This window comes from Noviherbaspirillum sp. (assembly GCF_036563305.1).
In the GTDB taxonomy this organism is placed as follows: domain Bacteria; phylum Pseudomonadota; class Gammaproteobacteria; order Burkholderiales; family Burkholderiaceae_D; genus Noviherbaspirillum.
This window is the reverse complement of record NZ_DATCMQ010000008.1, coordinates 111,840-129,153: the sequence shown is the minus strand read 5'-3', so window position 1 is coordinate 129,153 and position 17,314 is coordinate 111,840. Positions and strand designations below refer to the sequence as shown.

22 protein-coding genes, 1 tRNA gene and 1 riboswitch are annotated in these 17,314 nt (G+C 62.9%); of the genes, 9 read left to right on the top strand and 14 right to left on the bottom strand.

Features of this window, described 5'->3' with window-relative positions:
* Window positions 1-48 precede the first annotated feature (48 nt).
* From nusB to glyA, 12 genes are all read right to left on the bottom strand, one after another.
* Window positions 49-519, bottom strand: coding sequence for a transcription antitermination factor NusB (nusB, locus tag VIM12_RS06315; protein WP_331940766.1), 471 nt, complete (start codon window positions 517-519; stop codon window positions 49-51).
* 4 nt (window positions 520-523) lie between these two features.
* On the bottom strand, window positions 524-1,009 hold the full coding sequence (gene ribH, locus VIM12_RS06310) for a 6,7-dimethyl-8-ribityllumazine synthase (RefSeq protein ID WP_331940765.1): 486 nt from the start codon (window positions 1,007-1,009) through the stop codon (window positions 524-526).
* A gap of 111 nt (window positions 1,010-1,120) precedes the next feature.
* Entirely contained in the window at window positions 1,121-2,227 is a 1,107-nt protein-coding gene (gene ribBA, locus VIM12_RS06305) for a bifunctional 3,4-dihydroxy-2-butanone-4-phosphate synthase/GTP cyclohydrolase II (RefSeq protein ID WP_331940764.1), read from the bottom strand.
* Window positions 2,228-2,325: 98 nt separating this feature from the next.
* Window positions 2,326-2,949 (bottom strand): riboflavin synthase, encoded by a 624-nt coding sequence (locus VIM12_RS06300; protein ID WP_331940763.1) that lies wholly within the window; start codon window positions 2,947-2,949, stop codon window positions 2,326-2,328.
* A gap of 13 nt (window positions 2,950-2,962) precedes the next feature.
* Window positions 2,963-4,027 carry a bifunctional diaminohydroxyphosphoribosylaminopyrimidine deaminase/5-amino-6-(5-phosphoribosylamino)uracil reductase RibD gene (ribD, locus tag VIM12_RS06295; protein ID WP_331940937.1) on the bottom strand — a complete coding sequence of 355 codons (1,065 nt, stop codon included), beginning with the start codon at window positions 4,025-4,027 and terminating at the stop codon, window positions 2,963-2,965.
* A 127-nt stretch (window positions 4,028-4,154) separates the two neighbouring features.
* Window positions 4,155-4,700 carry a GspH/FimT family pseudopilin gene (locus VIM12_RS06290; RefSeq protein ID WP_331940762.1) on the bottom strand — a complete coding sequence of 182 codons (546 nt, stop codon included), beginning with the start codon at window positions 4,698-4,700 and terminating at the stop codon, window positions 4,155-4,157.
* A complete protein-coding gene (locus VIM12_RS06285) occupies window positions 4,697-5,167 on the bottom strand; it encodes a type IV pilin protein (RefSeq protein WP_331940761.1) in 471 nt (156 codons plus the stop codon). Before VIM12_RS06285 ends, VIM12_RS06290 begins: the two co-directional genes overlap by 4 nt.
* Window positions 5,145-5,825, bottom strand: a complete 681-nt coding sequence (locus tag VIM12_RS06280) for a pilus assembly protein (RefSeq protein WP_331940760.1) — start codon at window positions 5,823-5,825, stop codon at window positions 5,145-5,147. The genes VIM12_RS06285 and VIM12_RS06280 overlap by 23 nt, the downstream gene beginning before the upstream one ends.
* 20 nt (window positions 5,826-5,845) lie before the next feature.
* Window positions 5,846-6,781, bottom strand: a complete 936-nt coding sequence (locus VIM12_RS06275) for a PilW family protein (protein ID WP_331940759.1) — start codon at window positions 6,779-6,781, stop codon at window positions 5,846-5,848.
* On the bottom strand, window positions 6,781-7,359 hold the full coding sequence (pilV, locus tag VIM12_RS06270; RefSeq protein ID WP_331940758.1) for a type IV pilus modification protein PilV: 579 nt from the start codon (window positions 7,357-7,359) through the stop codon (window positions 6,781-6,783). The genes VIM12_RS06275 and pilV overlap by 1 nt, the downstream gene beginning before the upstream one ends.
* 99 nt (window positions 7,360-7,458) lie before the next feature.
* Complete coding sequence (gene nrdR / locus VIM12_RS06265; protein WP_331940757.1) at window positions 7,459-7,929, bottom strand: transcriptional regulator NrdR; 471 nt, start codon at window positions 7,927-7,929, stop codon at window positions 7,459-7,461.
* Window positions 7,930-8,101: 172 nt separating this feature from the next.
* On the bottom strand, window positions 8,102-9,346 hold the full coding sequence (glyA, locus tag VIM12_RS06260) for a serine hydroxymethyltransferase (RefSeq protein ID WP_331940756.1): 1,245 nt from the start codon (window positions 9,344-9,346) through the stop codon (window positions 8,102-8,104).
* Window positions 9,347-9,437: 91 nt separating this feature from the next.
* Window positions 9,438-9,542, bottom strand: a riboswitch (ZMP/ZTP riboswitch).
* Between the two features lie 142 nt (window positions 9,543-9,684).
* Here glyA and VIM12_RS06255 point away from each other — a divergent pair.
* The 9 genes from VIM12_RS06255 to VIM12_RS06215 all read left to right on the top strand — a co-directional run bounded on the left by VIM12_RS06255 (window position 9,685) and on the right by VIM12_RS06215 (window position 15,700).
* The gene (locus tag VIM12_RS06255) at window positions 9,685-10,431 is read left to right on the top strand and encodes an SDR family oxidoreductase (RefSeq protein WP_331940755.1); all 747 of its coding nucleotides are present in this window, start codon (window positions 9,685-9,687) and stop codon (window positions 10,429-10,431) included.
* Window positions 10,431-10,871 (top strand): tol-pal system-associated acyl-CoA thioesterase, encoded by a 441-nt coding sequence (ybgC, locus tag VIM12_RS06250; protein ID WP_331940754.1) that lies wholly within the window; start codon window positions 10,431-10,433, stop codon window positions 10,869-10,871. Before VIM12_RS06255 ends, ybgC begins: the two co-directional genes overlap by 1 nt.
* 66 nt (window positions 10,872-10,937) lie before the next feature.
* Entirely contained in the window at window positions 10,938-11,627 is a 690-nt protein-coding gene (gene tolQ, locus VIM12_RS06245; protein WP_331940753.1) for a protein TolQ, read from the top strand.
* Window positions 11,627-12,064, top strand: a complete 438-nt coding sequence (locus tag VIM12_RS06240) for a biopolymer transporter ExbD (RefSeq protein ID WP_331940752.1) — start codon at window positions 11,627-11,629, stop codon at window positions 12,062-12,064. The genes tolQ and VIM12_RS06240 overlap by 1 nt, the downstream gene beginning before the upstream one ends.
* Window positions 12,061-12,954, top strand: coding sequence for a cell envelope integrity protein TolA (gene tolA, locus VIM12_RS06235; RefSeq protein WP_331940751.1), 894 nt, complete (start codon window positions 12,061-12,063; stop codon window positions 12,952-12,954). Before VIM12_RS06240 ends, tolA begins: the two co-directional genes overlap by 4 nt.
* A gap of 2 nt (window positions 12,955-12,956) precedes the next feature.
* Window positions 12,957-14,228: a Tol-Pal system beta propeller repeat protein TolB gene (gene tolB, locus VIM12_RS06230; RefSeq protein ID WP_331940750.1), complete on the top strand. Its 1,272-nt coding sequence runs from the start codon at window positions 12,957-12,959 to the stop codon at window positions 14,226-14,228.
* A gap of 38 nt (window positions 14,229-14,266) precedes the next feature.
* On the top strand, window positions 14,267-14,791 hold the full coding sequence (pal, locus tag VIM12_RS06225) for a peptidoglycan-associated lipoprotein Pal (RefSeq protein WP_331940749.1): 525 nt from the start codon (window positions 14,267-14,269) through the stop codon (window positions 14,789-14,791).
* Window positions 14,792-14,794: 3 nt separating this feature from the next.
* A complete protein-coding gene (gene ybgF, locus VIM12_RS06220) occupies window positions 14,795-15,541 on the top strand; it encodes a tol-pal system protein YbgF (protein WP_331940748.1) in 747 nt (248 codons plus the stop codon).
* Window positions 15,542-15,624: 83 nt separating this feature from the next.
* Window positions 15,625-15,700: transfer RNA gene (locus tag VIM12_RS06215), tRNA-Lys, on the top strand.
* Between the two features lie 259 nt (window positions 15,701-15,959).
* Here the strand turns inward: VIM12_RS06215 and VIM12_RS06210 are convergent.
* A complete protein-coding gene (locus VIM12_RS06210; RefSeq protein ID WP_331940747.1) occupies window positions 15,960-16,388 on the bottom strand; it encodes a YciI family protein in 429 nt (142 codons plus the stop codon).
* A 297-nt stretch (window positions 16,389-16,685) separates the two neighbouring features.
* On the bottom strand, window positions 16,686-17,291 hold the full coding sequence (locus tag VIM12_RS06205; RefSeq protein WP_331940746.1) for a hypothetical protein: 606 nt from the start codon (window positions 17,289-17,291) through the stop codon (window positions 16,686-16,688).
* Between the last annotated feature and the right edge of the window lie 23 nt (window positions 17,292-17,314).

The following is a 17,314-nucleotide window of genomic DNA, read 5'->3' as shown; positions in this document are numbered from 1 at the left end:
GTGATACGCAGAGCGCAATCGGGTGCGCCGCTGGCTCCAGGCAACGCGTCAGCGCTTTCGTGCATCCTCGACTTCGACCTCGCGGGCCTGCGCGGCGAAGCGGTCGAGAACACCGTTGACGTACTTGTGGCCGTCGATGCCGCCAAAGGACTTCGTCAGTTCGACGGCTTCATTGATCACCACCTTGTAGGGGATCTCGATGTGGTTGCGCAGCTCGAAGGCGCCGATCAGCAGCGCCGCATGTTCGACGGGCGAAAGCTGGTCGAGCGGCCTGTCGATCAGTGGCTTGAGGGCTTCGCGCAGCGCCGGCGCCTGCGAGATGGCGCCGTGCAGCAGGGCCTGGAAGTGCTCGCCATCCGCCTTGTCGAAACCGTGGGCCTCGCGGATGTGGGCATCGATCGCGCCGGCGTCCTCATTGTTCAGCAGCCACTGGTAAAGCCCCTGCAGCGCAAACTCGCGCGCGCGGTGGCGCGGCGTACGGTTCTTGCTCGGGTTCGCGTGGACATTCTTTGCATTCATTTGCTTACTCTTCTTCCGTCGCCTGGGCGAGCTCGTCCAGGGCCAGTGCCAGGTTCGCCATTTCGACCGCGACCCGGGCGGCGTCGGCGCCCTTCTCGGCCATACGGGCCTCGGCCTGCTCGTCGGTGTCGGTGGTCAGCACGGCATTGGCGATCGGAATATCGAAATCAAGGCCCACGCGGGTGATGCCCGCGCCGGACTCGTTGGATACAAGCTCGAAGTGATAGGTTTCGCCCCGAATCACGGCACCGATCGCCACGAGGGCGTCGAACTGCTCGGTTTCCGCCATCTTCTGCAGGGCCAGCGGGATTTCCAGTGCACCAGGAACGGTGACATGCAGCACGTCCTCGTCAGCGACGCCGAGGCGCTTCAATTCTGCAAGGCAGGATGAAAGCAGGCCGTGGCAGACGTCTTCATTGAAGCGTGCCTGCACAATACCTACCCGCAAGCCATCGCCGTCCATGTTGCTTGCATAGGTTCCAACGGTCATGGTATTTCCTCCACGCGCTCAGCGCTTGATGATTGCGCCACCCGGCTTCGGCCGGTCGCGCAATCGTTCTTGTCAGGTGCCCGGTCGTCGAGGCCGACGCCCGGTACAGTGTTATGGGTGCGCCTGATAGCCCACCACTTCAAGGTCGAAACCGGTCATGGACGGCATCTTGCGCGGGCTTGCCAGCAGTTTCATCTTGCCCACGCCGAGGTCCTTCAGAATCTGGGCGCCGATGCCGTAGGTACGCAGGTCCATCCGCGAGGCACGTGGCTGGGGAGCGCAGTCCGGTGCGTTCAGCGCAGCAAACTGCGCGAACATCTGATCGGCCGACTCCTCGCAGTTCAGCAGCACCATGGCGCCGCGATCCGCCGCCTTGATGGCCGCCATTGCCGAGGCAAGGTTCCAGGAGTGGGTTGTCAGCTCCGTTTCGAGCAGGTCCAGGATGGATACGGGCTGGTGCACGCGCACCAGGGTCTCGAGCGCCGGCTTGAGTTCGCCATGCACCAGCGCCAGGTGGGCGGAGCCGCTCGGCTTGTCGCGGTAGGCGATTGCGCGGAACGGGCCGTGCATGGTCTGCATCGTGCGTTCGGCGATACGCTCGACGATGCTTTCGTTCTGACTGCGGTAGTGGATCAGGTCGGCAATCGTGCCGATCTTCAGGCCGTGCTCGCGCGCAAACTCGATCAGGTCGGGCAGACGAGCCATCGTGCCGTCGTCCTTCATCACCTCGCAGATCACCGCGGCGGGTTCGAGGCCGGCGAGTTCGGCCAGGTCGCAGCCAGCCTCCGTATGACCGGCGCGCATCAGTACACCGCCCTTCTGGGCCTTCAGCGGAAAGATGTGGCCGGGCTGCACCAGGTCGGTCGGCTTCGCATTGCGGGCGACGGCGGCCTGCACGGTACGTGCGCGGTCGGCAGCCGAAATGCCTGTGCTGACGCCTTCCGCCGCCTCGATCGAAACCGTGAAATTCGTACCGTGCGGCGTGCCGTTGCGCATCGTCATCATGGGCAGGTCCAGCTGGTTGCAACGCTGCTCGCTCAGGGTCAGGCAGATGAGGCCACGGCCGTACTTGGCCATGAAGTTGATCGCTTCGGGAGTCACGAACTCCGCGGCGAGCACCAGGTCGCCCTCGTTCTCCCGGTCTTCCTCGTCGACCAGGATAACCATGCGTCCAGCGCGCATCTCGGCGACGATTTCTTGGGTTGTTGAAATAGCCATGACTAAAATCCTATGTAGCCCGCCATTCTAATGGATTTGGCCCCGCAACGACTTTCATTTCCGAAACGCGACGGGCGGCAGCCACGACAACGGCGGGTCTACTGCGCGGGCTTGTCCATCCCCAGCATACGCTCCACGTAACGCGCGATCAGGTCGATCTCGAGGTTCACGCGAGTGCCGGGCGCAAGGTGCTTCAGCGTGGTGACCGCCACCGTGTGCGGGATCAGGTTGATCGAGAATTCGCAGCCGTCGGCGGTATCGCTCACGCGGTTCACCGTCAGCGAGACACCGTTGACGACGATGGAGCCTTTGTAAGCGAGGTATTTCGCGAGTTCCTTCGGGGCATCGATCACCAGTTCCATGGATTCGCCGACCGGCGCGAAGCGCCGCACCGTGCCGAGGCCATCCACATGACCGGAAACGAGATGGCCGCCGAGCCTGTCGGCAAGGGTCAGCGCCTTCTCAAGGTTGACTTCTCCCGGGGCGTCGAGGCCGGCGGTCCGGTTCAGGCTTTCACGCGAGACGTCCACGGTGAAGCTGTCGGCCGTTTTTGCCACCACCGTCATGCAGGCGCCATTGAGTGCGATCGAATCGCCCAGCGCCACGTCCTCGAGCGGCAGCATCCCGGCGTGGATATCGAGGCGAACACCGGCGTCGGCACCGCCGCCGAGCGGGGTAATGGAGGTAATTTTGCCAATTGCGGCGACAATCCCGGTAAACATGCGCGTCGTCCAGTCAGTTGAAACGGGCAAGGATACGCAAATCGGCCCCGATCTGCTTGATTTCATGGAATGCCAGCTGCCTGCGCTGCGCCAGTGTTTCCGGCGCCGGCAGGGCGAACATCCGCTGGGCGTCGCCCAGGAGGCTTGGGGCGAGGTAGACCAGTAGTTCATCGACGCAGTTTTCCCGGATCAGCGACCCATTCAGCTTGAAACCGGCCTCGACGTGCAACTCGTTGATCTCCCGGCGCCCAAGCTCCTTGAGCAGCGCCGGCAAGTCGACCTTGCCGTGCGCGTTCGGCAGCAGGACCACCTCGGCGCCCTGCGCCCGGAGGCGGGCTTGCTTCTCGGTGTTTTCACGTGCGCCTATGACCAGGCAGTGGCCGCCGGTTAGCACGCGCGCCGCGGGATCGATCTGCAGCTCGCTGTCGACGACGATGCGCAGCGGCTGGCGTGGGGTGGCAACTGCCCGCACATCAAGACGGGGGTCATCCTGCTGCACCGTGCCGATGCCGGTCAGTATCGCGCATGCGCGTGCGCGCCACCAGTGTCCGTCGTCGCGCGCGGCGGATGACGTGATCCACTGGCTCTGCCCATTGTGCAGAGCCGTGCCGCCGTCGAGGCTGGCAGCGGTTTTCATCCGTACCCACGGCCTGCCGTGCTGCATGCGGGAGAGGAAGCCGATATTCAGTTCCCGGGCCTGGTCTTCGCCGACACCGCAATCGACGGCGATGCCGGCCGCCCGAAGTTTTTCCAGGCCCTGCCCGCCGACCAGCGGATTCGGATCGCGCAGCGCCACGACGACGCGCGACAGGCCCGCGCGCACCAGCGCGTCCGCGCACGGAGGCGTGCGGCCGTAGTGACTGCACGGCTCCAGCGTGACATACGCGGTCGCGCCGCGGACGTCGTGCCCGCGGCTTGCCGCATCGCCGAGCGCCTGGATCTCCGCATGCGCTTGCCCGGGCGGCTGGGTGTGGCCCTCGCCGATCACCTGCCCGTCTTTCACGATCACACAGCCGACCCTCGGGTTCGGCGACGTGGTGAACATGCCCTTGGCCGCCCACGCGAGCGCAAGGGCCATTGCGGCGGCATCATCGATTCTGTGCACAAAATATCCTGGAAAGCATTGCCGGGGTGCGGTCGCGGGAGTGCGTACGCAAGCCGCATTTTAGCGCGGCGCGATGCTGCATCGAACGTCCCGGACATCATCAACAGCTGCCGGCATCCTTGGCGGGCGTGCAGACCCGGGGGCGCCCGAGTATGTTCAGGACGATATGGCGTCGCTGCGCGCCGACACGAAAGCGGATGGTGCCGAACTGCGGCTGCCAGGCGCTGGCGTCGGTACGGCTTCGACCCGAACCGTCGTAGGCAAGGTATTTTCCCTGGTTATCCAGCAACGTCGATTCGATCGCGACGCCCGCCGGCGCAGCGGAGTGGCGAGCGACGACGTCCTCCCCGTCGTCAGGCAGCCGGTTCCGGTTGCGGTCGATGAAGACCGTCCACCCATTGCGCCAGTCGTCGTCAAGGGCGGCGAGATCCACCCGTTCGCCGCGATGAAGCGCCTCCGACCGCGCGAGCTGGATCGCGGCAAGGAAATCGTTCGCGGCAACGGCGACCCTGCGACTGTCGAGAACGCTGCGCCACTCGGGCGCCGCGACGCAAGCCAGGATGAGCGCAACCGTCAGTACCACCAGCATTTCGACCAGGGTGAAGCCGCGTTGCTTGTGCGGAGGCGCATCGGCGCGCCTGGTCATTGCCAGCATTGCGGCGAGGCCGGCGAGCGGTTGCCCCGGCTGTCGAGTGACAGCGTGCCGCAAGCGGGATCGAAAAAGCTGCTGTCCACGGCGGCGGTTCCCGGTAGCGCCAGCAGCTCGACGCACGAGACCAGGGTTTCGCCGCTGCAGGGGCGTGCCGCAATTTCATGCGAACTCCGTGACGGATGCACGGCGGAATGCCACCGCAGCCGATCCGGATTCGCCTCCCGCGTGAAGCTGAAGTACCGGTTGCGCCGGGAATAGTGACGCTCCTGGCTTTGCATTGTCTCCATCAGCAAGGCAATCGCTTCGGTGCGCTTGCTTCTGCGGATGAAGTCGACATAGGACGGATAGGCGATCGACGCGAGCAGCGCGACGATCGCACCCACCACCAGCATCTCGATGAGCGTAAAACCGTGCGGCCGGCGTGGTCGTCCGCCGTCGTCACTGCGCATTGCCTGTCGCATCGTGCAATTCCTTCCAGTTGTTGAGTTCGCGCCAGCCGTACCTGCCATGGGCAGCAGCGCCCGGGCTGATGCCCGGTGGAGGCAGACGAAACCAGGATTGGAGCGCGACCTGTGTCCCTTCGCGCACGCCGAAGCCGACCACGGTGATCCGGAAGACCGGCAGGGAATTTCCGGCTTCCGTCCCCGGTGAAGCATCGGCGAGCACCTCGATGATGTAGCGCGGTGCATGGGCCGGGAGATTGCCCTCCCCCGATGGATAGACACGCCCGGAGAAGCGGCCGAAGGGGATCGTTGCGGCGTTTTCCGACCGGTCCATGAAGTCGGTGACGGTCCATACCGGCGGCTGCCCTCCAATGGCAGGCGTGCAAATCCCCGCCAGTTCGTCAAAGCCTCCTCGTCGGCAGACACCAGCCTGCTCGTTCCTGGCGGCGTCGCGGAAACGGCTTCCGCGACGTCCATCCGCCGGCGCGCCGGTGATATCGGCCTCGGCGTCGAGGAGCGCCGCCTCCGCCGCATGCAGCGCCAGCAGGCGGTCCCGGTCGTTGCGGGATGCCTTTTCCGACAGCAGGGCCGTGCGCGCGCTCGATATACCCAGCAGGAGGGCGACAACCAGCACCAGAAGCGTGGTCGGAAGCACGACGCCTTGCCGTCGTCGCATGACCGGTATTGGTCCCGCCCTCATTGCTGGTCCTCCTGTCGCCGGTTGCGCAGCTGTATCGTGCTGCTGACCAGCTTGCGCAGTCGATGATCATCGCCCAACTCCGCACCGGACAAGCGGACACCGCGATCGGCGCTGCCATGGCGTTCGCTGTAGGCGGTGCCGAACAGGTCGAAGCTTGGCGAGGCAGCACCAGTGCCCGGCCGGCGCTGCGCGCCGCGCAACAACAGCGCGACGCGCACGCTCACGACCCTGTTCCAGGGACTTGCACTGCTGTCGTCCGGCGGGCCGATCGCGGATGCAGGGAGCATGCGTTCTGCAATCCCGTCACCGTCGCCGTCCACGCCGTACAGGACCTGGAATGCCTCCACGCCGCGCACGACCGCATCTGCAGACCAGCCGTTTGCGCCTGCGTACTTGCAATAGAGCTGCGGCTCGCCCCCGGCATCTCTTGCAAGGTAGAAGATGCTCCAGGAAGTGGCCGAGCCGCCCCCTGCCTCCGACGGGTCCGGCGCCGCCGGGAACCCGGCGCAGTTGAGGCTGGTTCCATCGCCTGCCGCCCGATAGCGCACGGCGAGCACATCGCTGGAATGGGGTGACGGCGCGGGGGCGCTGATGTCGATGGAATCGCGGCTCAGCGTACTGGCGTCAAGGCCGAAGACGGGTGCGAACCCGGGAGCGACGGTCCGGCCTTCCATCTGGCCGGCAGCTGCCAGGCCCCCGAGGCGTACTGCGCGCGAAAGGACCTCGAGCCCGTACCGGCCGTTCTCCTCCATCAGCTGCATGTCCTCCTGATCGGCACGGCTTCGGGTCACTGCCAGCAGCAGTGCGATCGCGGCCAGCACCACGAGGAGTCCGAGCGCCATCGCAATCAAGAGCTCCACCAGCGTCAGCCCTGCGCAGCGCCGCGGGTTACGTGCCCTGTGACGCCGCCTTTGCCCTTGCACCGGCGGCATCAGCGATCCACCAGCAGCGCCAGCGCGGGCGGCGCGTCGGGCTGCTGTGCAGCGCCGCGGCGCTCGCGCGGCTGCCAGCCAATCTTGATGAACAACGGCCCTTCGCCCGCGGCGCCTGGGTCGCATTCCCAGCGCAGTCGCTCAGTGTCCGTGTCCCACGGCCTGGTGTCCCTGCAGATCCGGATGCGCCCGCCCGGCAAGTCCTCGTGCAAGCGTACGGCCGTCTGGTATAAGTCGAACTGCGCAAGCTGCTCCGGGTTGCACATGTCGGTGTCACATTGGTGTCCCGGCTGCGCGGGGGAAGCGATGCGCGCATCGTGGCTGTAGCCATCGAAGGCATCGGTCACGGCGGAATTGCCTCGCCGGACCTGCTGCGGCCGCATGCGCTCGGCCAGCTCGCCGGCGATCTGCAGGGCAGTGGACTGCAGGCCTGCCTCATACGCCGAGCGCAAGGCCTGCGCCTGCAATCCCGCGACGGTCACGATGCCTGCCGCAAGGATCAGCAGCGAGACCAGTACTTCCACCAGCGAGATGCCTTGGGACGAGGCCGGATTCAATCTACGTTCTGGTTGCTGCATTGTTCTCCTCGCACTGATGTCATTGCCGCCGGAAGTTATGTTTTTTACAACACTGATCCCCTAAAAAAGGCCTCCTGCGAGGCCTTTCCACCGGACTGTCTATTTCTGCGGACTCTTCCGCTCGCGTCCAACCTCGGCGATCGCATCCTGGAATTCCGCCACGTCTTCGAAACTTTTGTACACCGACGCAAAGCGGATATAGGCGATCTTGTCGAGGCGCTTCAACTCACGCATGACGAGCTCGCCGATCTGACCGGAGACGACTTCCCGTGCGCCGCTGGACAGCAGTTTTTCCTCGATGCGATGAATTGCCCCGTCCACGGCCTCCGCCGAGACGGGCCGTTTGCGCAGCGCCAGCATGAGGCTGCCGCGCAGCTTGGCGGCGTCGTAGTCGGTGCGACTGCCGTTTTTCTTGACGATGACCGGCATCGACAGCTCGATGCGCTCGTAGGTGGTGAACCTCTTGTCGCAATGCGCGCAACGGCGCCGCCTGCGGATCGTATCGCCTTCCTCCGACACGCGTGTGTCGATGACCTGGGTCTCGTCATGGTGGCAGAACGGACATTTCATGGCGGCGTATGCGGAACGTGGGGAAAGCAAGCCGGCCGTGTTGCGGCTGACTTGATATTCAGGCAATTTTGGTGGCTGCCGATCGAAAACTCAAGCAAACAATCCGACATGTTGCTTATTTTTCCCGCAGCGAAATGCAGCGGGGACGGCGCATACCGTCCCCGCTGCAGCTTCAGGCGTAGACCGGGAATGCGTCCGTCAGCTTCTTGACCTCGGCCTTGACGCGTTCGATGGTGGCGGCGTCATGGGGATTGTCCAGCACGTCGGCGATGAGATGGCCGACCTTCACCGCCTCTGCTTCCTTGAAGCCCCGGGTCGTCATCGCCGGGCTGCCGAGGCGGACGCCGGAAGTCACGAAGGGCTTCTCCGGGTCGTTCGGAATGGCGTTCTTGTTGCAGGTCATGTGGGCGGAACCGAGGATCGCCTCCGCCTCCTTGCCAGTGATCTTCTTGGCGCGCAGATCGACCAGCATCACATGCGACTGGGTGCCGCCGGAAACGATACGCAGGCCCCGCTCGATCAATGTCCTGGCGAGTGCATCGGCGTTCTTCACGACCTGCTGCTGGTAGGCCTTGAACTCGGCCGACTGTGCTTCCTTGAAGGCGACCGCCTTGCCTGCGATGACGTGCATCAGCGGACCGCCCTGGATACCGGGGAAGATGGCGGAATTGATGGCCTTCTCATGCTCTGCCTTCATCAGGATCACGCCGCCGCGCGGACCACGGAGCGACTTATGGGTGGTCGAGGTGACGAAGTCGGCATGCGGCACCGGGTTGGGATAGACACCGGCGGCGATCAGGCCGGCATAGTGCGCCATGTCGACCATGAAATAGGCGCCGACTTCCTTTGCAATCCTCGCGAAGCGCTCGAAGTCGATGCGCAGCGAGTAGGCAGACGCGCCCGCGATGATCATCTTCGGCTTCTTCTCGCGGGCGAGACGCTCCATCGCGTCGTAGTCGATCTCTTCCTTCTCGTTCAGACCATAGGAAACCACGTTGAACCATTTGCCGGACATGTTCAGCGCCATGCCGTGCGTCAGGTGGCCGCCTTCGGCGAGCGACATGCCCATGATGGTGTCGCCCGGCTTGAGCATCGCGAAGAATACGCCCTGGTTGGCCTGGGAGCCGGAGTTCGGCTGGACGTTCGCGGCTTCCGCGCCGAACAGTTCCTTCAGGCGGTTGATCGCCAGCGTCTCGGCGACGTCGACGTACTCGCATCCGCCGTAGTAGCGCTTGCCCGGATAGCCTTCGGCATACTTGTTGGTCAGCTGCGAGCCCTGCGCTTCCATCACTGCCGGCGACGTGTAGTTCTCCGACGCAATGAGCTCGATGTGGTCCTGCTGGCGCTTGTTTTCCTGCTGGATGGCGGACCAAAGCTCGGGATCGACTTTGGCGAGGGTATGGTCTTTAGCGAACATGAGAACTCCGATCGATTAAGTATGCAGGTGGTTTGCCTGAATCGAATGAGGAGCCAAGAAAATGACAGGCAGCCTCAGTCGTGCATTCCATTTGGGCTGCCCAGGCGAACGGCTATGTTGATATCTCACGTTCCCCGGTGGATCTCCACCTTGTCGCCGGCGGCAGGGCCGGCATTCGCCAGTCACGTGAGACGAAATGGAACTGGATTGTAAGATAGCTACCCGGATTCGGCAAGGAGGCCCGGGGCCGGTCTCTCCCCTGCCCTCCGGAAGCGCAATCCGGCTTTCGGCTACAATTTCCGCCGTCCACCTTGCTCTTTCAGCGAAAGGAATACCTCATGATCGTCCTGATTACCGGTGCCAGCTCCGGCTTTGGTGAAGAAATGGCCCGCAGGTTCTGCAGGGAGGGCCACCGCGTAATCGCCGCCGCCCGCCGCAAGGATCGTCTGCATGCCCTGGCCGCCGAACTTGGCGCCAATCTGCTCCCCCTCGAGATCGATGTCAGTCGCAAGGAGTCGATCGATGCCGCACTGGCCGGCCTGGCAAAGGAATGGCAAGAGGTCGACGTCCTGGTGAACAACGCGGGACTCGCGCTTGGTATCGAGCCGGCCCACCAGGCTTCGCTGGCCGACTGGGAGACCATGATCGACACGAACTGCAAGGGTCTGGTCACGATGACCCGCGCAATCCTCCCCGGGATGGTCGCGCGCGGTCGCGGGACGATCATCAACCTCGGCTCCGTCGCCGGCGCATACCCCTACCCGGGCGGGAACGTCTACGGTGCGACCAAGGCGTTTGTCGACCAGTTCACGCTCAACCTTCGCGCAGACCTGGTCGGCACCGGCGTACGGGCGACCAATATCGCCCCCGGCTTGTGCGGCGGCACCGAATTTTCCAATGTCAGGCTGCGCGACGACGCCGCGGCGGCAAAGGTTTACGAGGGCACGGTCCCCCTGACCGCGGCAGACATTGCGGAATCGGCATACTGGGTCGCCACGCTGCCTGCGCACGTGAACATCAACTATGTCGAGATGATGCCGACCTGCCAGGGTTTCAGTCCTTTCAACGTCAAGCGGAACACCTGATGGATGGTCGCGGGCCGCAGGACGGCGTGTTCACCTGGAAGGTCCGGGTCTACTATGAAGACACCGACACTGGCGGCGTGGTCTTCTATGCAAATTACCTGAAGTTCTTCGAACGCGCGCGCACCGAATGGCTGCGCGCCTCGGGTATCGGCCAGCAACGCCTGGCCGACAGTCATCATGCGATCTTTGTCGTCAAGAACACCGCCGTGGATTATCATTCACCCGCGAAATTAGATGATGAACTGAAAGTGTCGGTCATTGTCGAAAGGCTGGGCCGTGCCTCCGTGCAATTTTTTCAGGAGGCGTGGCTCGGCGAAGGCGACGACCGCCGGCTTCTCGCAAGCGGGCGCATCAAGGTCGGCTGCGTCGACAGCAGAAGCTTCCGACCCAGCCCCATCCCGGAAACGGTATTCAACCTGATCAGGGATCGCAGCGTTTAATCCTCTGTATGGCCCGGCTCGCGCGCGCTCGATCACGCGGGGCGGAATTTTGCAAATCGAACAACCATGACCGTTACCCAAGATCTATCCTTCGTAGCACTTATCAGCAATGCGTCGCTGCTGGTGCAGCTCGTCATGGCGCTGCTCCTGCTCGTGTCCATCATGAGCTGGACGTATATCTTCCACAAGATGTTTGCGATCCGCAGCGCCCGCGGCCAGACCGAAGAATTCGAACGCGCATTCTGGTCAGGCGGCAATCTGAATGCACTGTACGAGGAAGCCACCTCCAATCGCCGGCGCGGCGGCCAGAGCGGTGCGCTGGAACGCATCTTCGAATCCGGCATGGGAGAATTCATCAAGGCCAAGGCGACGTTTGCAGGCAAGGACCCGGGCAGCATGATCGACGGTGCCCGCCGCGCGATGCGCGCGTCCTACCAGCGCGAGATGGACGCCCTCGAGTCGCACCTCGCCTTCCTCGCCTCGGTGGGCTCGGTCTCGCCTTATGTCGGCCTGTTCGGCACGGTATGGGGCATCATGAACGCATTCCGCGGACTGGCCAACGTGCAGCAGGCAACGCTGGCGTCAGTGGCGCCGGGCATTGCCGAAGCGCTGATCGCCACCGCGATCGGCCTGTTCGCCGCGATTCCCGCCGTCGTCGCCTTCAACCGCTATTCGCACGATATCGACCGCCTGGCGATCCGCTTCGAAAGCTTCATCGAAGAGTTCTCCAACATCCTGCAGCGACAGGTCCGGTAATGGCCAACACCACGATGCGCGGCGGCCGCAGCCGCAAGTTCAAATCCGAGATCAACGTGGTGCCCTACATCGACGTGATGCTGGTGCTGCTGGTGATTTTCATGGTCGCGGCGCCGCTCACCAACCCGGGCGTGATCGACCTTCCGACGGCGGCGAAATCCAATCTCCCGCCGACCGAGTACATCCAGATCTCGCTGCAGCCCGACACTTCCGCCACCATCGGCATCAACGGCCAGAACGGCGGCGGCGCCCAGCCGGAAAAAGTCGGTGGCCGCGCGGCACTGATGCAGAAGCTGCGGGCGATGCATGAGAAGAACGGGAAACTGCCGGTGATGATCTCGGCGGACAAGGACATCAAGTATGACGAGGTGATCCAGGTGATCTCCGAGGCGAAGAAGATCGGCATCGATCGCGTGGGACTCGCAACCAGGCAATGACAGACGCAACACAGTATTCCGTACCGAAGGAGCCTGGCCGGCTTCGCTCGCTCCTGTTCGCGGCGCTGGTGCATATCGCCCTCCTCGGTTTCCTGTGGATCGGAGTGCATTGGCAGAGCGAGACGCCGGCCACCATCGAAGCCGAGATCTGGAGTCCGCAGCCGCAGGAAGCCGCCCCGCCTCCCCGCCCCCGCGAGGAATCGACGCCGCGTCCCGAGCCGAAGCCGGAACCGGTGAAGGAACCGCCGAAGCCGAAGGTGGAAGAACCGCCGAAACCCAAGGTGGATATCGCCCTCGAGCAGGAAAAGAAGCGCAAGGAAGAAGAAAAGAAGAAGCGCGAGGAAGCCGAGGAAAAACTGGCGAAGGAAAAGCAGCGCCTCGAAGAAAAGAAACGCGAGGAAGAAAAACTCGCCAAGCTCGAAAAGGAAAAGGCCGAAAAGGAGAAGGCCGAGAAGCTGCGCAAGGAAAAGGAAGCGGCGGAAAAGAAACGCAAGCAGCAGGAAGAGGAAGACCGCCAGATCGCCAAGCTGCGCGAGGAAAACCTGCGCCGCATGACCGGCGCGGTCGGTACGGGCGGCACCGGCGAGGCACCGAAAGCGCAGGGCGGCAGGGCAAGTTCGGAATATGGAAACAGGATCGGCGCCAAGATCAAGTCGAACATCACCTTCGTCGCACCGGAGAGCCTGCAGGGCAACCCGCCGGTAGAATACGAGGTTCGACTGCTCCCGGATGGCACCGTGAGCGGCATGCGCAAGCTGCGCTCGTCCGGCGTCCCCGGCTTCGATGAGGCGGTGGCACGGGCAATCGAGCGCGCGCAACCCTTCCCGAAAGACAGCAACGGCAGCGTGCCATCGACTTTCATAGGCATACACAAACCGAAGGACCAATAGCGATGATGAAAAATCTCTTTACGCGCAGCTTCTTCGTGCTGGCACTGGGCTTCGTCGGCGCAGCGCAGGCGCAACTGCGGGTGGAAACCTCCGGCGTCGGCGCCACCCAGATTCCGATCGCCATCGCGGGCTTTGTCGACGAGACGCTGGCTCCCCAGCAGATCACCACGATCGTCAAGGCCGACCTGCAGCGCAGCGGCTTCTTCCGCATCATCGACACCGGCAACGCGATGTCGGAAACGACACCCGTCAACCTCGCCGACTGGAAGGCGCGCGGGGCCGACGCCCTGGTTGTGGGCAGTGTGCAGCGCCTGGCGGACGGCCGCTATGACGTGCGCTACCGCCTGATGGACACGGTCAAGAACAGCAACCTGTCGGGATTCGGCCAGGTCGCGGGCACCGATCGCCTGCGTGTGGCAGCCCACAAGATCGCCGATGACATCTACGAGAAACTGACCGGTGTGCGCGGCGCTTTCTCAACCCGCATTGCTTACGTGACCAAGGCCGGCAATGAATACCGGCTTGAGGTCGCGGACGCGGACGGCGAAGGCACGCAGGTCGCGCTGCGATCGAATGAACCGATCATCTCCCCGGCATGGTCGCCGGACGGCACCAAGGTCGCCTATGTGTCGTTCGAGAACAAGAAGCCGGTCGTGTACGTGCAGGACCTGACCAACCGGCAGCGCACCGTGATCGCCAACCACCGCGGAAGCAACTCGGCGCCCTCCTGGTCTCCGGATGGCAGCCGCCTGGCGCTCGCGCTCTCACGCAACGGCTATACCCAGGTCTATGTTGTCAACGCCGACGGCAGCGGATTGCGTCAGTTGACCAATACCAGCGGCATCGAGACGGAGCCGCAGTTCTCCGCCGACGGCCAGCACCTGTATTTCACGAGCGATCGCAGCGGCGGGCCGCAGATCTACCGGATGAGCGCCGGCGGCGGCGAGGCCCAGCGCGTCACCTTCAACGGCAGCTACAACATCAGCCCGCGCGTCGCCCCCGATGGAAAGACCCTTGCCTATATCTCCCGGCGGGAGGGTCGGTTCCAGCTGTATGCGCTCGACCTCGCGTCCGGCCAGGAATTGCGGCTGTCCGACACGACCCGCGACGAATCGCCGAGCTTCTCGCCGAACGGGAAGTACATCATGTACGCGACCGAAGCGGGCCGCCGTGGCACGCTTGCAGTGGTATCCGTCGACGGCCGCATAAAACAACGCCTGACGACGCAGGCGGGAGACATCCGGGAGCCCACCTGGGGTCCTTTCATGAAATAATCTCTGTCTTTGCATTATCTACTTGGGAGTAATAACAAATGCGCAACACCACGACTTACGCCTTCATCGTTTCCAGCGCCCTGCTGCTGGCCGCTTGCGGTTCCTCCGTCAAGCTGGATGACAATGTCAAAGTCGAAGAACGGACCGGCACTGCAGCCACCACCGCCGACACCCGTTCCATCAACCCGGTGACCACCGGCTCCACCGACCCGCTGAATGACCCGAAGGGCATCCTGGCCAAGCGCAGCATCTACTTCGACTATGATTCCTATGTCGTGAAGGACGAATTCAAGCCGGTGCTCGAAGCCCACGCAAAGTACCTGGCGGCGAACAAGGGCCGGAAGATCATCATCCAGGGCAACACCGATGAGCGCGGCGGCCGCGAGTACAACCTCGCACTGGGCCAGAAGCGTGCGGAAGCGGTCCGCCGTTCGATGGCACTGCTCGGCGTGTCTGACCAACAGATGGAAGCGGTTTCGTTCGGCAAGGAAAAGCCGAAGGCAACCGGCAGCGACGAGGCTGCATGGGCTGAAAACCGCCGCGCCGACCTGGCCTACCAGTAATCCATGAAAAAACTCCAATCTTCTGCTGCTGCGGCCGTCCTGGCCGCGATGTCGCTGGTTCCGCTGCAGGCGGGCGCCGCATTGTTCGAGGACGAGGAAGCGCGACGCGCCATCCTCGAAATCCGCGCGCGCCTGACCAACATGCAGAACGAGATCAACGCAAAGGCGGACAAGTCCAACAGCCTCGACCTGAACAACCAGAATGAGCAGTTGCGGCAGGAGATTGCGCGGCTGCGGGGCCAGATCGAGATCCTGACCAACGAACTCGCGAACGCGCAAAAGCGCCAGAAGGATTTCTACGTCGACCTCGACAACCGGATGCGCAAGCTTGAACCGCAGACCGTGACGATCGACGGCAAGGAGTTCAGCGTCGAGCAGGCAGAGCAGCGCGCGTATGACACCGCCCTCGCCTTTTTCAAGGCAGGCGACTACAAGAACGCGGGCGCTTCGTTCTACGACTTCACCCGCCGCTATCCGAACTCCGGGCTTGCGCCTTCGGCACAGTACTGGCTCGGCAATACCTACTATGCGCAGCGTGACTACAAGAACGCAATCAGCGCGCAGCAGGTAGTGGTTAGGAGTTACGCGGACAGTCCAAAAGCGGCCGATGCATTGCTGAACATCGCAAGCTGCTACCTGGAACTGAAGGACAGGCCGTCAGCGAAGAAGGCATTGGAAACGCTGGTTGCGCAATACCCGGGCACGCCCGCCGCACAGACCGCACAGGAAAGGCTTGCCTCCCTGAAGTAAGGGCGGCGGCACTTGAAGAACGGAAAAAACAGGCCTTCCTGTTTGACAGTTCTGATAAAAGTTATTTATAATTTCGGTCTTTCGGGTCGTTAGCTCAGTTGGTAGAGCAGCGGACTTTTAATCCGTTGGTCGCGTGTTCGAGTCACGCACGGCCTACCAGAATTTAAGCGGTCACTAGCAATAGTGACCGCTTTTTTCTTTCCGAGATTTGGACGAGTTATTAGACGCTGTCTAATATCCGGAGCCAGAATTCATTTCAATGGCTACCCCTCCCTTCACCACCGAACAGCTCCGCGAGATCGGCCTACGCAAGCTCGGACTATTCCTGATCGCGACTTCCCCACCGAAGCTATGGCGAAGTCTGTGCTCCCCGATTCGCCACCCGGCGCCCACACACTGCGCGGGGTCCACGACACGATTATCTGCCCTGTTTGATCGCGGCCAGCTCTTCGCGGATGATGCGTTCGGCATCTTCGGGGGGCAGGTCGATGCCACCCATTAAAGGGCGTACCTCGATGCAGCAGGGCTGACCGGGGAAAGGCGCCGGAAAGCGTTTTGCCCATGCCAGCGCTTCGTCATGTGACCGTACCTCGATCAGCGTGTAGCCTGCAATCAGCTCCTTGGTTTCGGCGAAGGGGCCGTCCATCACGCGCGCGCGGCCCGCGGCGTCGTACCGCACACGAAACCCCTGACTGCTGGGCTGCAGCCCGGCACCATCGAGCAGCACGCCGGCCTTGGCCATCTCATCATGGAAAGCCATCATTCGCGGAACCAGGGTAGGGTCATCAGGGAAGTCACCGGCTTCACTCATTGCGGTGGCACGGACCTGGATCATATAACGGGGCATGGAAGTCTCCTGAATAGGTTGTCTTATACGACGAATGGCAGCGGCGGAATTCGACAGACCCCTCGACTTCAAGGGGGAACAACGCCGGCCGGCAGCTTTTCGGCGCTGAGATCAGGCCAGAGAGCGCCATTCTGGATGACCACCGCCTGCCGCTTCTCGGCGGTGTGCGACCAAGTCGGCACAGGTCCGGATGATCGGGAACAGCGTCTGCCCGCCAATGGCGGCGGCCCTAGTCGAAGCCAACACGGCGCACGAGCGCAAGACTGCGAGGGCAGCATGAGCAGCCTTACTCCATTCCTACTTCGTTCCCGCCGCCGCGCTAGAGGAGCGGAGTTGCCTGCGCTTAAGTGGCTTAAGGAACCATGCCACTTGCACGAGCTTCACCTCAATATCGGTCTCGATAAGCTGCTGCTGAACGAATGTGACGAATTTCTTGAGATCTTCGAGCTGAGCCGTCAGGTGCGATTGCTCTCCGAGCTCCAAGGGTTTGTCCCGCAGGAGATCGGAGCACGCTGCCATATGGACATTGAGAAGCATTCCTCGCGCTCGAAACAAGTAGGACGCTCTGGTGATATCCGTTTCGCGGCCGTCAAGTGCGCTAATCCTTTGCACCAGGTCCACGTACCTGCCGTCCTGAGCAAGATGCCGTCGCGGTGTGTCACCAGGCCGAAGAAAGCCCCTCAAATACATCTCAATTTCCACGAGCAGATAGAAAACAGCTACTTGATGAACAACCTGTGCCTTGAGCTGAACAATGCGAACATCGGCGAGTTGCACTTTTCGTTGGTACCAGGGCACGGCAATCGCAATTCCAATGCCGATCATCGCGCCGAACGCCTGCGCCCACCCGGCAATGTTCGGATTCGCGTTCATCCAGGTTATGACCTGACTCACATAGCCCATGCCTCCCCCTTTCCAAAAGGAAT

What these genes read in the sequence shown, in the direction of transcription:
- nusB (WP_331940766.1), bottom strand. Translation starts at nt 519, where the DNA reads ATGAATGCAAAGAATGTCCACGCGAACCCGAGCAAGAACCGTACGCCG.
- ribH (WP_331940765.1), bottom strand. Translation starts at nt 1,009, where the DNA reads ATGACCGTTGGAACCTATGCAAGCAACATGGACGGCGATGGCTTGCGG.
- ribBA (WP_331940764.1), bottom strand. Translation starts at nt 2,227, where the DNA reads ATGGCTATTTCAACAACCCAAGAAATCGTCGCCGAGATGCGCGCTGGA.
- VIM12_RS06300 (WP_331940763.1), bottom strand. Translation starts at nt 2,949, where the DNA reads ATGTTTACCGGGATTGTCGCCGCAATTGGCAAAATTACCTCCATTACC.
- ribD (WP_331940937.1), bottom strand. Translation starts at nt 4,027, where the DNA reads ATGGCCCTTGCGCTCGCGTGGGCGGCCAAGGGCATGTTCACCACGTCG.
- VIM12_RS06290 (WP_331940762.1), bottom strand. Translation starts at nt 4,700, where the DNA reads ATGACCAGGCGCGCCGATGCGCCTCCGCACAAGCAACGCGGCTTCACC.
- VIM12_RS06285 (WP_331940761.1), bottom strand. Translation starts at nt 5,167, where the DNA reads ATGCGACAGGCAATGCGCAGTGACGACGGCGGACGACCACGCCGGCCG.
- VIM12_RS06280 (WP_331940760.1), bottom strand. Translation starts at nt 5,825, where the DNA reads ATGCGACGACGGCAAGGCGTCGTGCTTCCGACCACGCTTCTGGTGCTG.
- VIM12_RS06275 (WP_331940759.1), bottom strand. Translation starts at nt 6,781, where the DNA reads ATGCCGCCGGTGCAAGGGCAAAGGCGGCGTCACAGGGCACGTAACCCG.
- pilV (WP_331940758.1), bottom strand. Translation starts at nt 7,359, where the DNA reads ATGCAGCAACCAGAACGTAGATTGAATCCGGCCTCGTCCCAAGGCATC.
- nrdR (WP_331940757.1), bottom strand. Translation starts at nt 7,929, where the DNA reads ATGAAATGTCCGTTCTGCCACCATGACGAGACCCAGGTCATCGACACA.
- glyA (WP_331940756.1), bottom strand. Translation starts at nt 9,346, where the DNA reads ATGTTCGCTAAAGACCATACCCTCGCCAAAGTCGATCCCGAGCTTTGG.
- VIM12_RS06255 (WP_331940755.1), top strand. Translation starts at nt 9,685, where the DNA reads ATGATCGTCCTGATTACCGGTGCCAGCTCCGGCTTTGGTGAAGAAATG.
- ybgC (WP_331940754.1), top strand. Translation starts at nt 10,431, where the DNA reads ATGGATGGTCGCGGGCCGCAGGACGGCGTGTTCACCTGGAAGGTCCGG.
- tolQ (WP_331940753.1), top strand. Translation starts at nt 10,938, where the DNA reads ATGACCGTTACCCAAGATCTATCCTTCGTAGCACTTATCAGCAATGCG.
- VIM12_RS06240 (WP_331940752.1), top strand. Translation starts at nt 11,627, where the DNA reads ATGGCCAACACCACGATGCGCGGCGGCCGCAGCCGCAAGTTCAAATCC.
- tolA (WP_331940751.1), top strand. Translation starts at nt 12,061, where the DNA reads ATGACAGACGCAACACAGTATTCCGTACCGAAGGAGCCTGGCCGGCTT.
- tolB (WP_331940750.1), top strand. Translation starts at nt 12,957, where the DNA reads ATGATGAAAAATCTCTTTACGCGCAGCTTCTTCGTGCTGGCACTGGGC.
- pal (WP_331940749.1), top strand. Translation starts at nt 14,267, where the DNA reads ATGCGCAACACCACGACTTACGCCTTCATCGTTTCCAGCGCCCTGCTG.
- ybgF (WP_331940748.1), top strand. Translation starts at nt 14,795, where the DNA reads ATGAAAAAACTCCAATCTTCTGCTGCTGCGGCCGTCCTGGCCGCGATG.
- VIM12_RS06210 (WP_331940747.1), bottom strand. Translation starts at nt 16,388, where the DNA reads ATGCCCCGTTATATGATCCAGGTCCGTGCCACCGCAATGAGTGAAGCC.
- VIM12_RS06205 (WP_331940746.1), bottom strand. Translation starts at nt 17,291, where the DNA reads ATGGGCTATGTGAGTCAGGTCATAACCTGGATGAACGCGAATCCGAAC.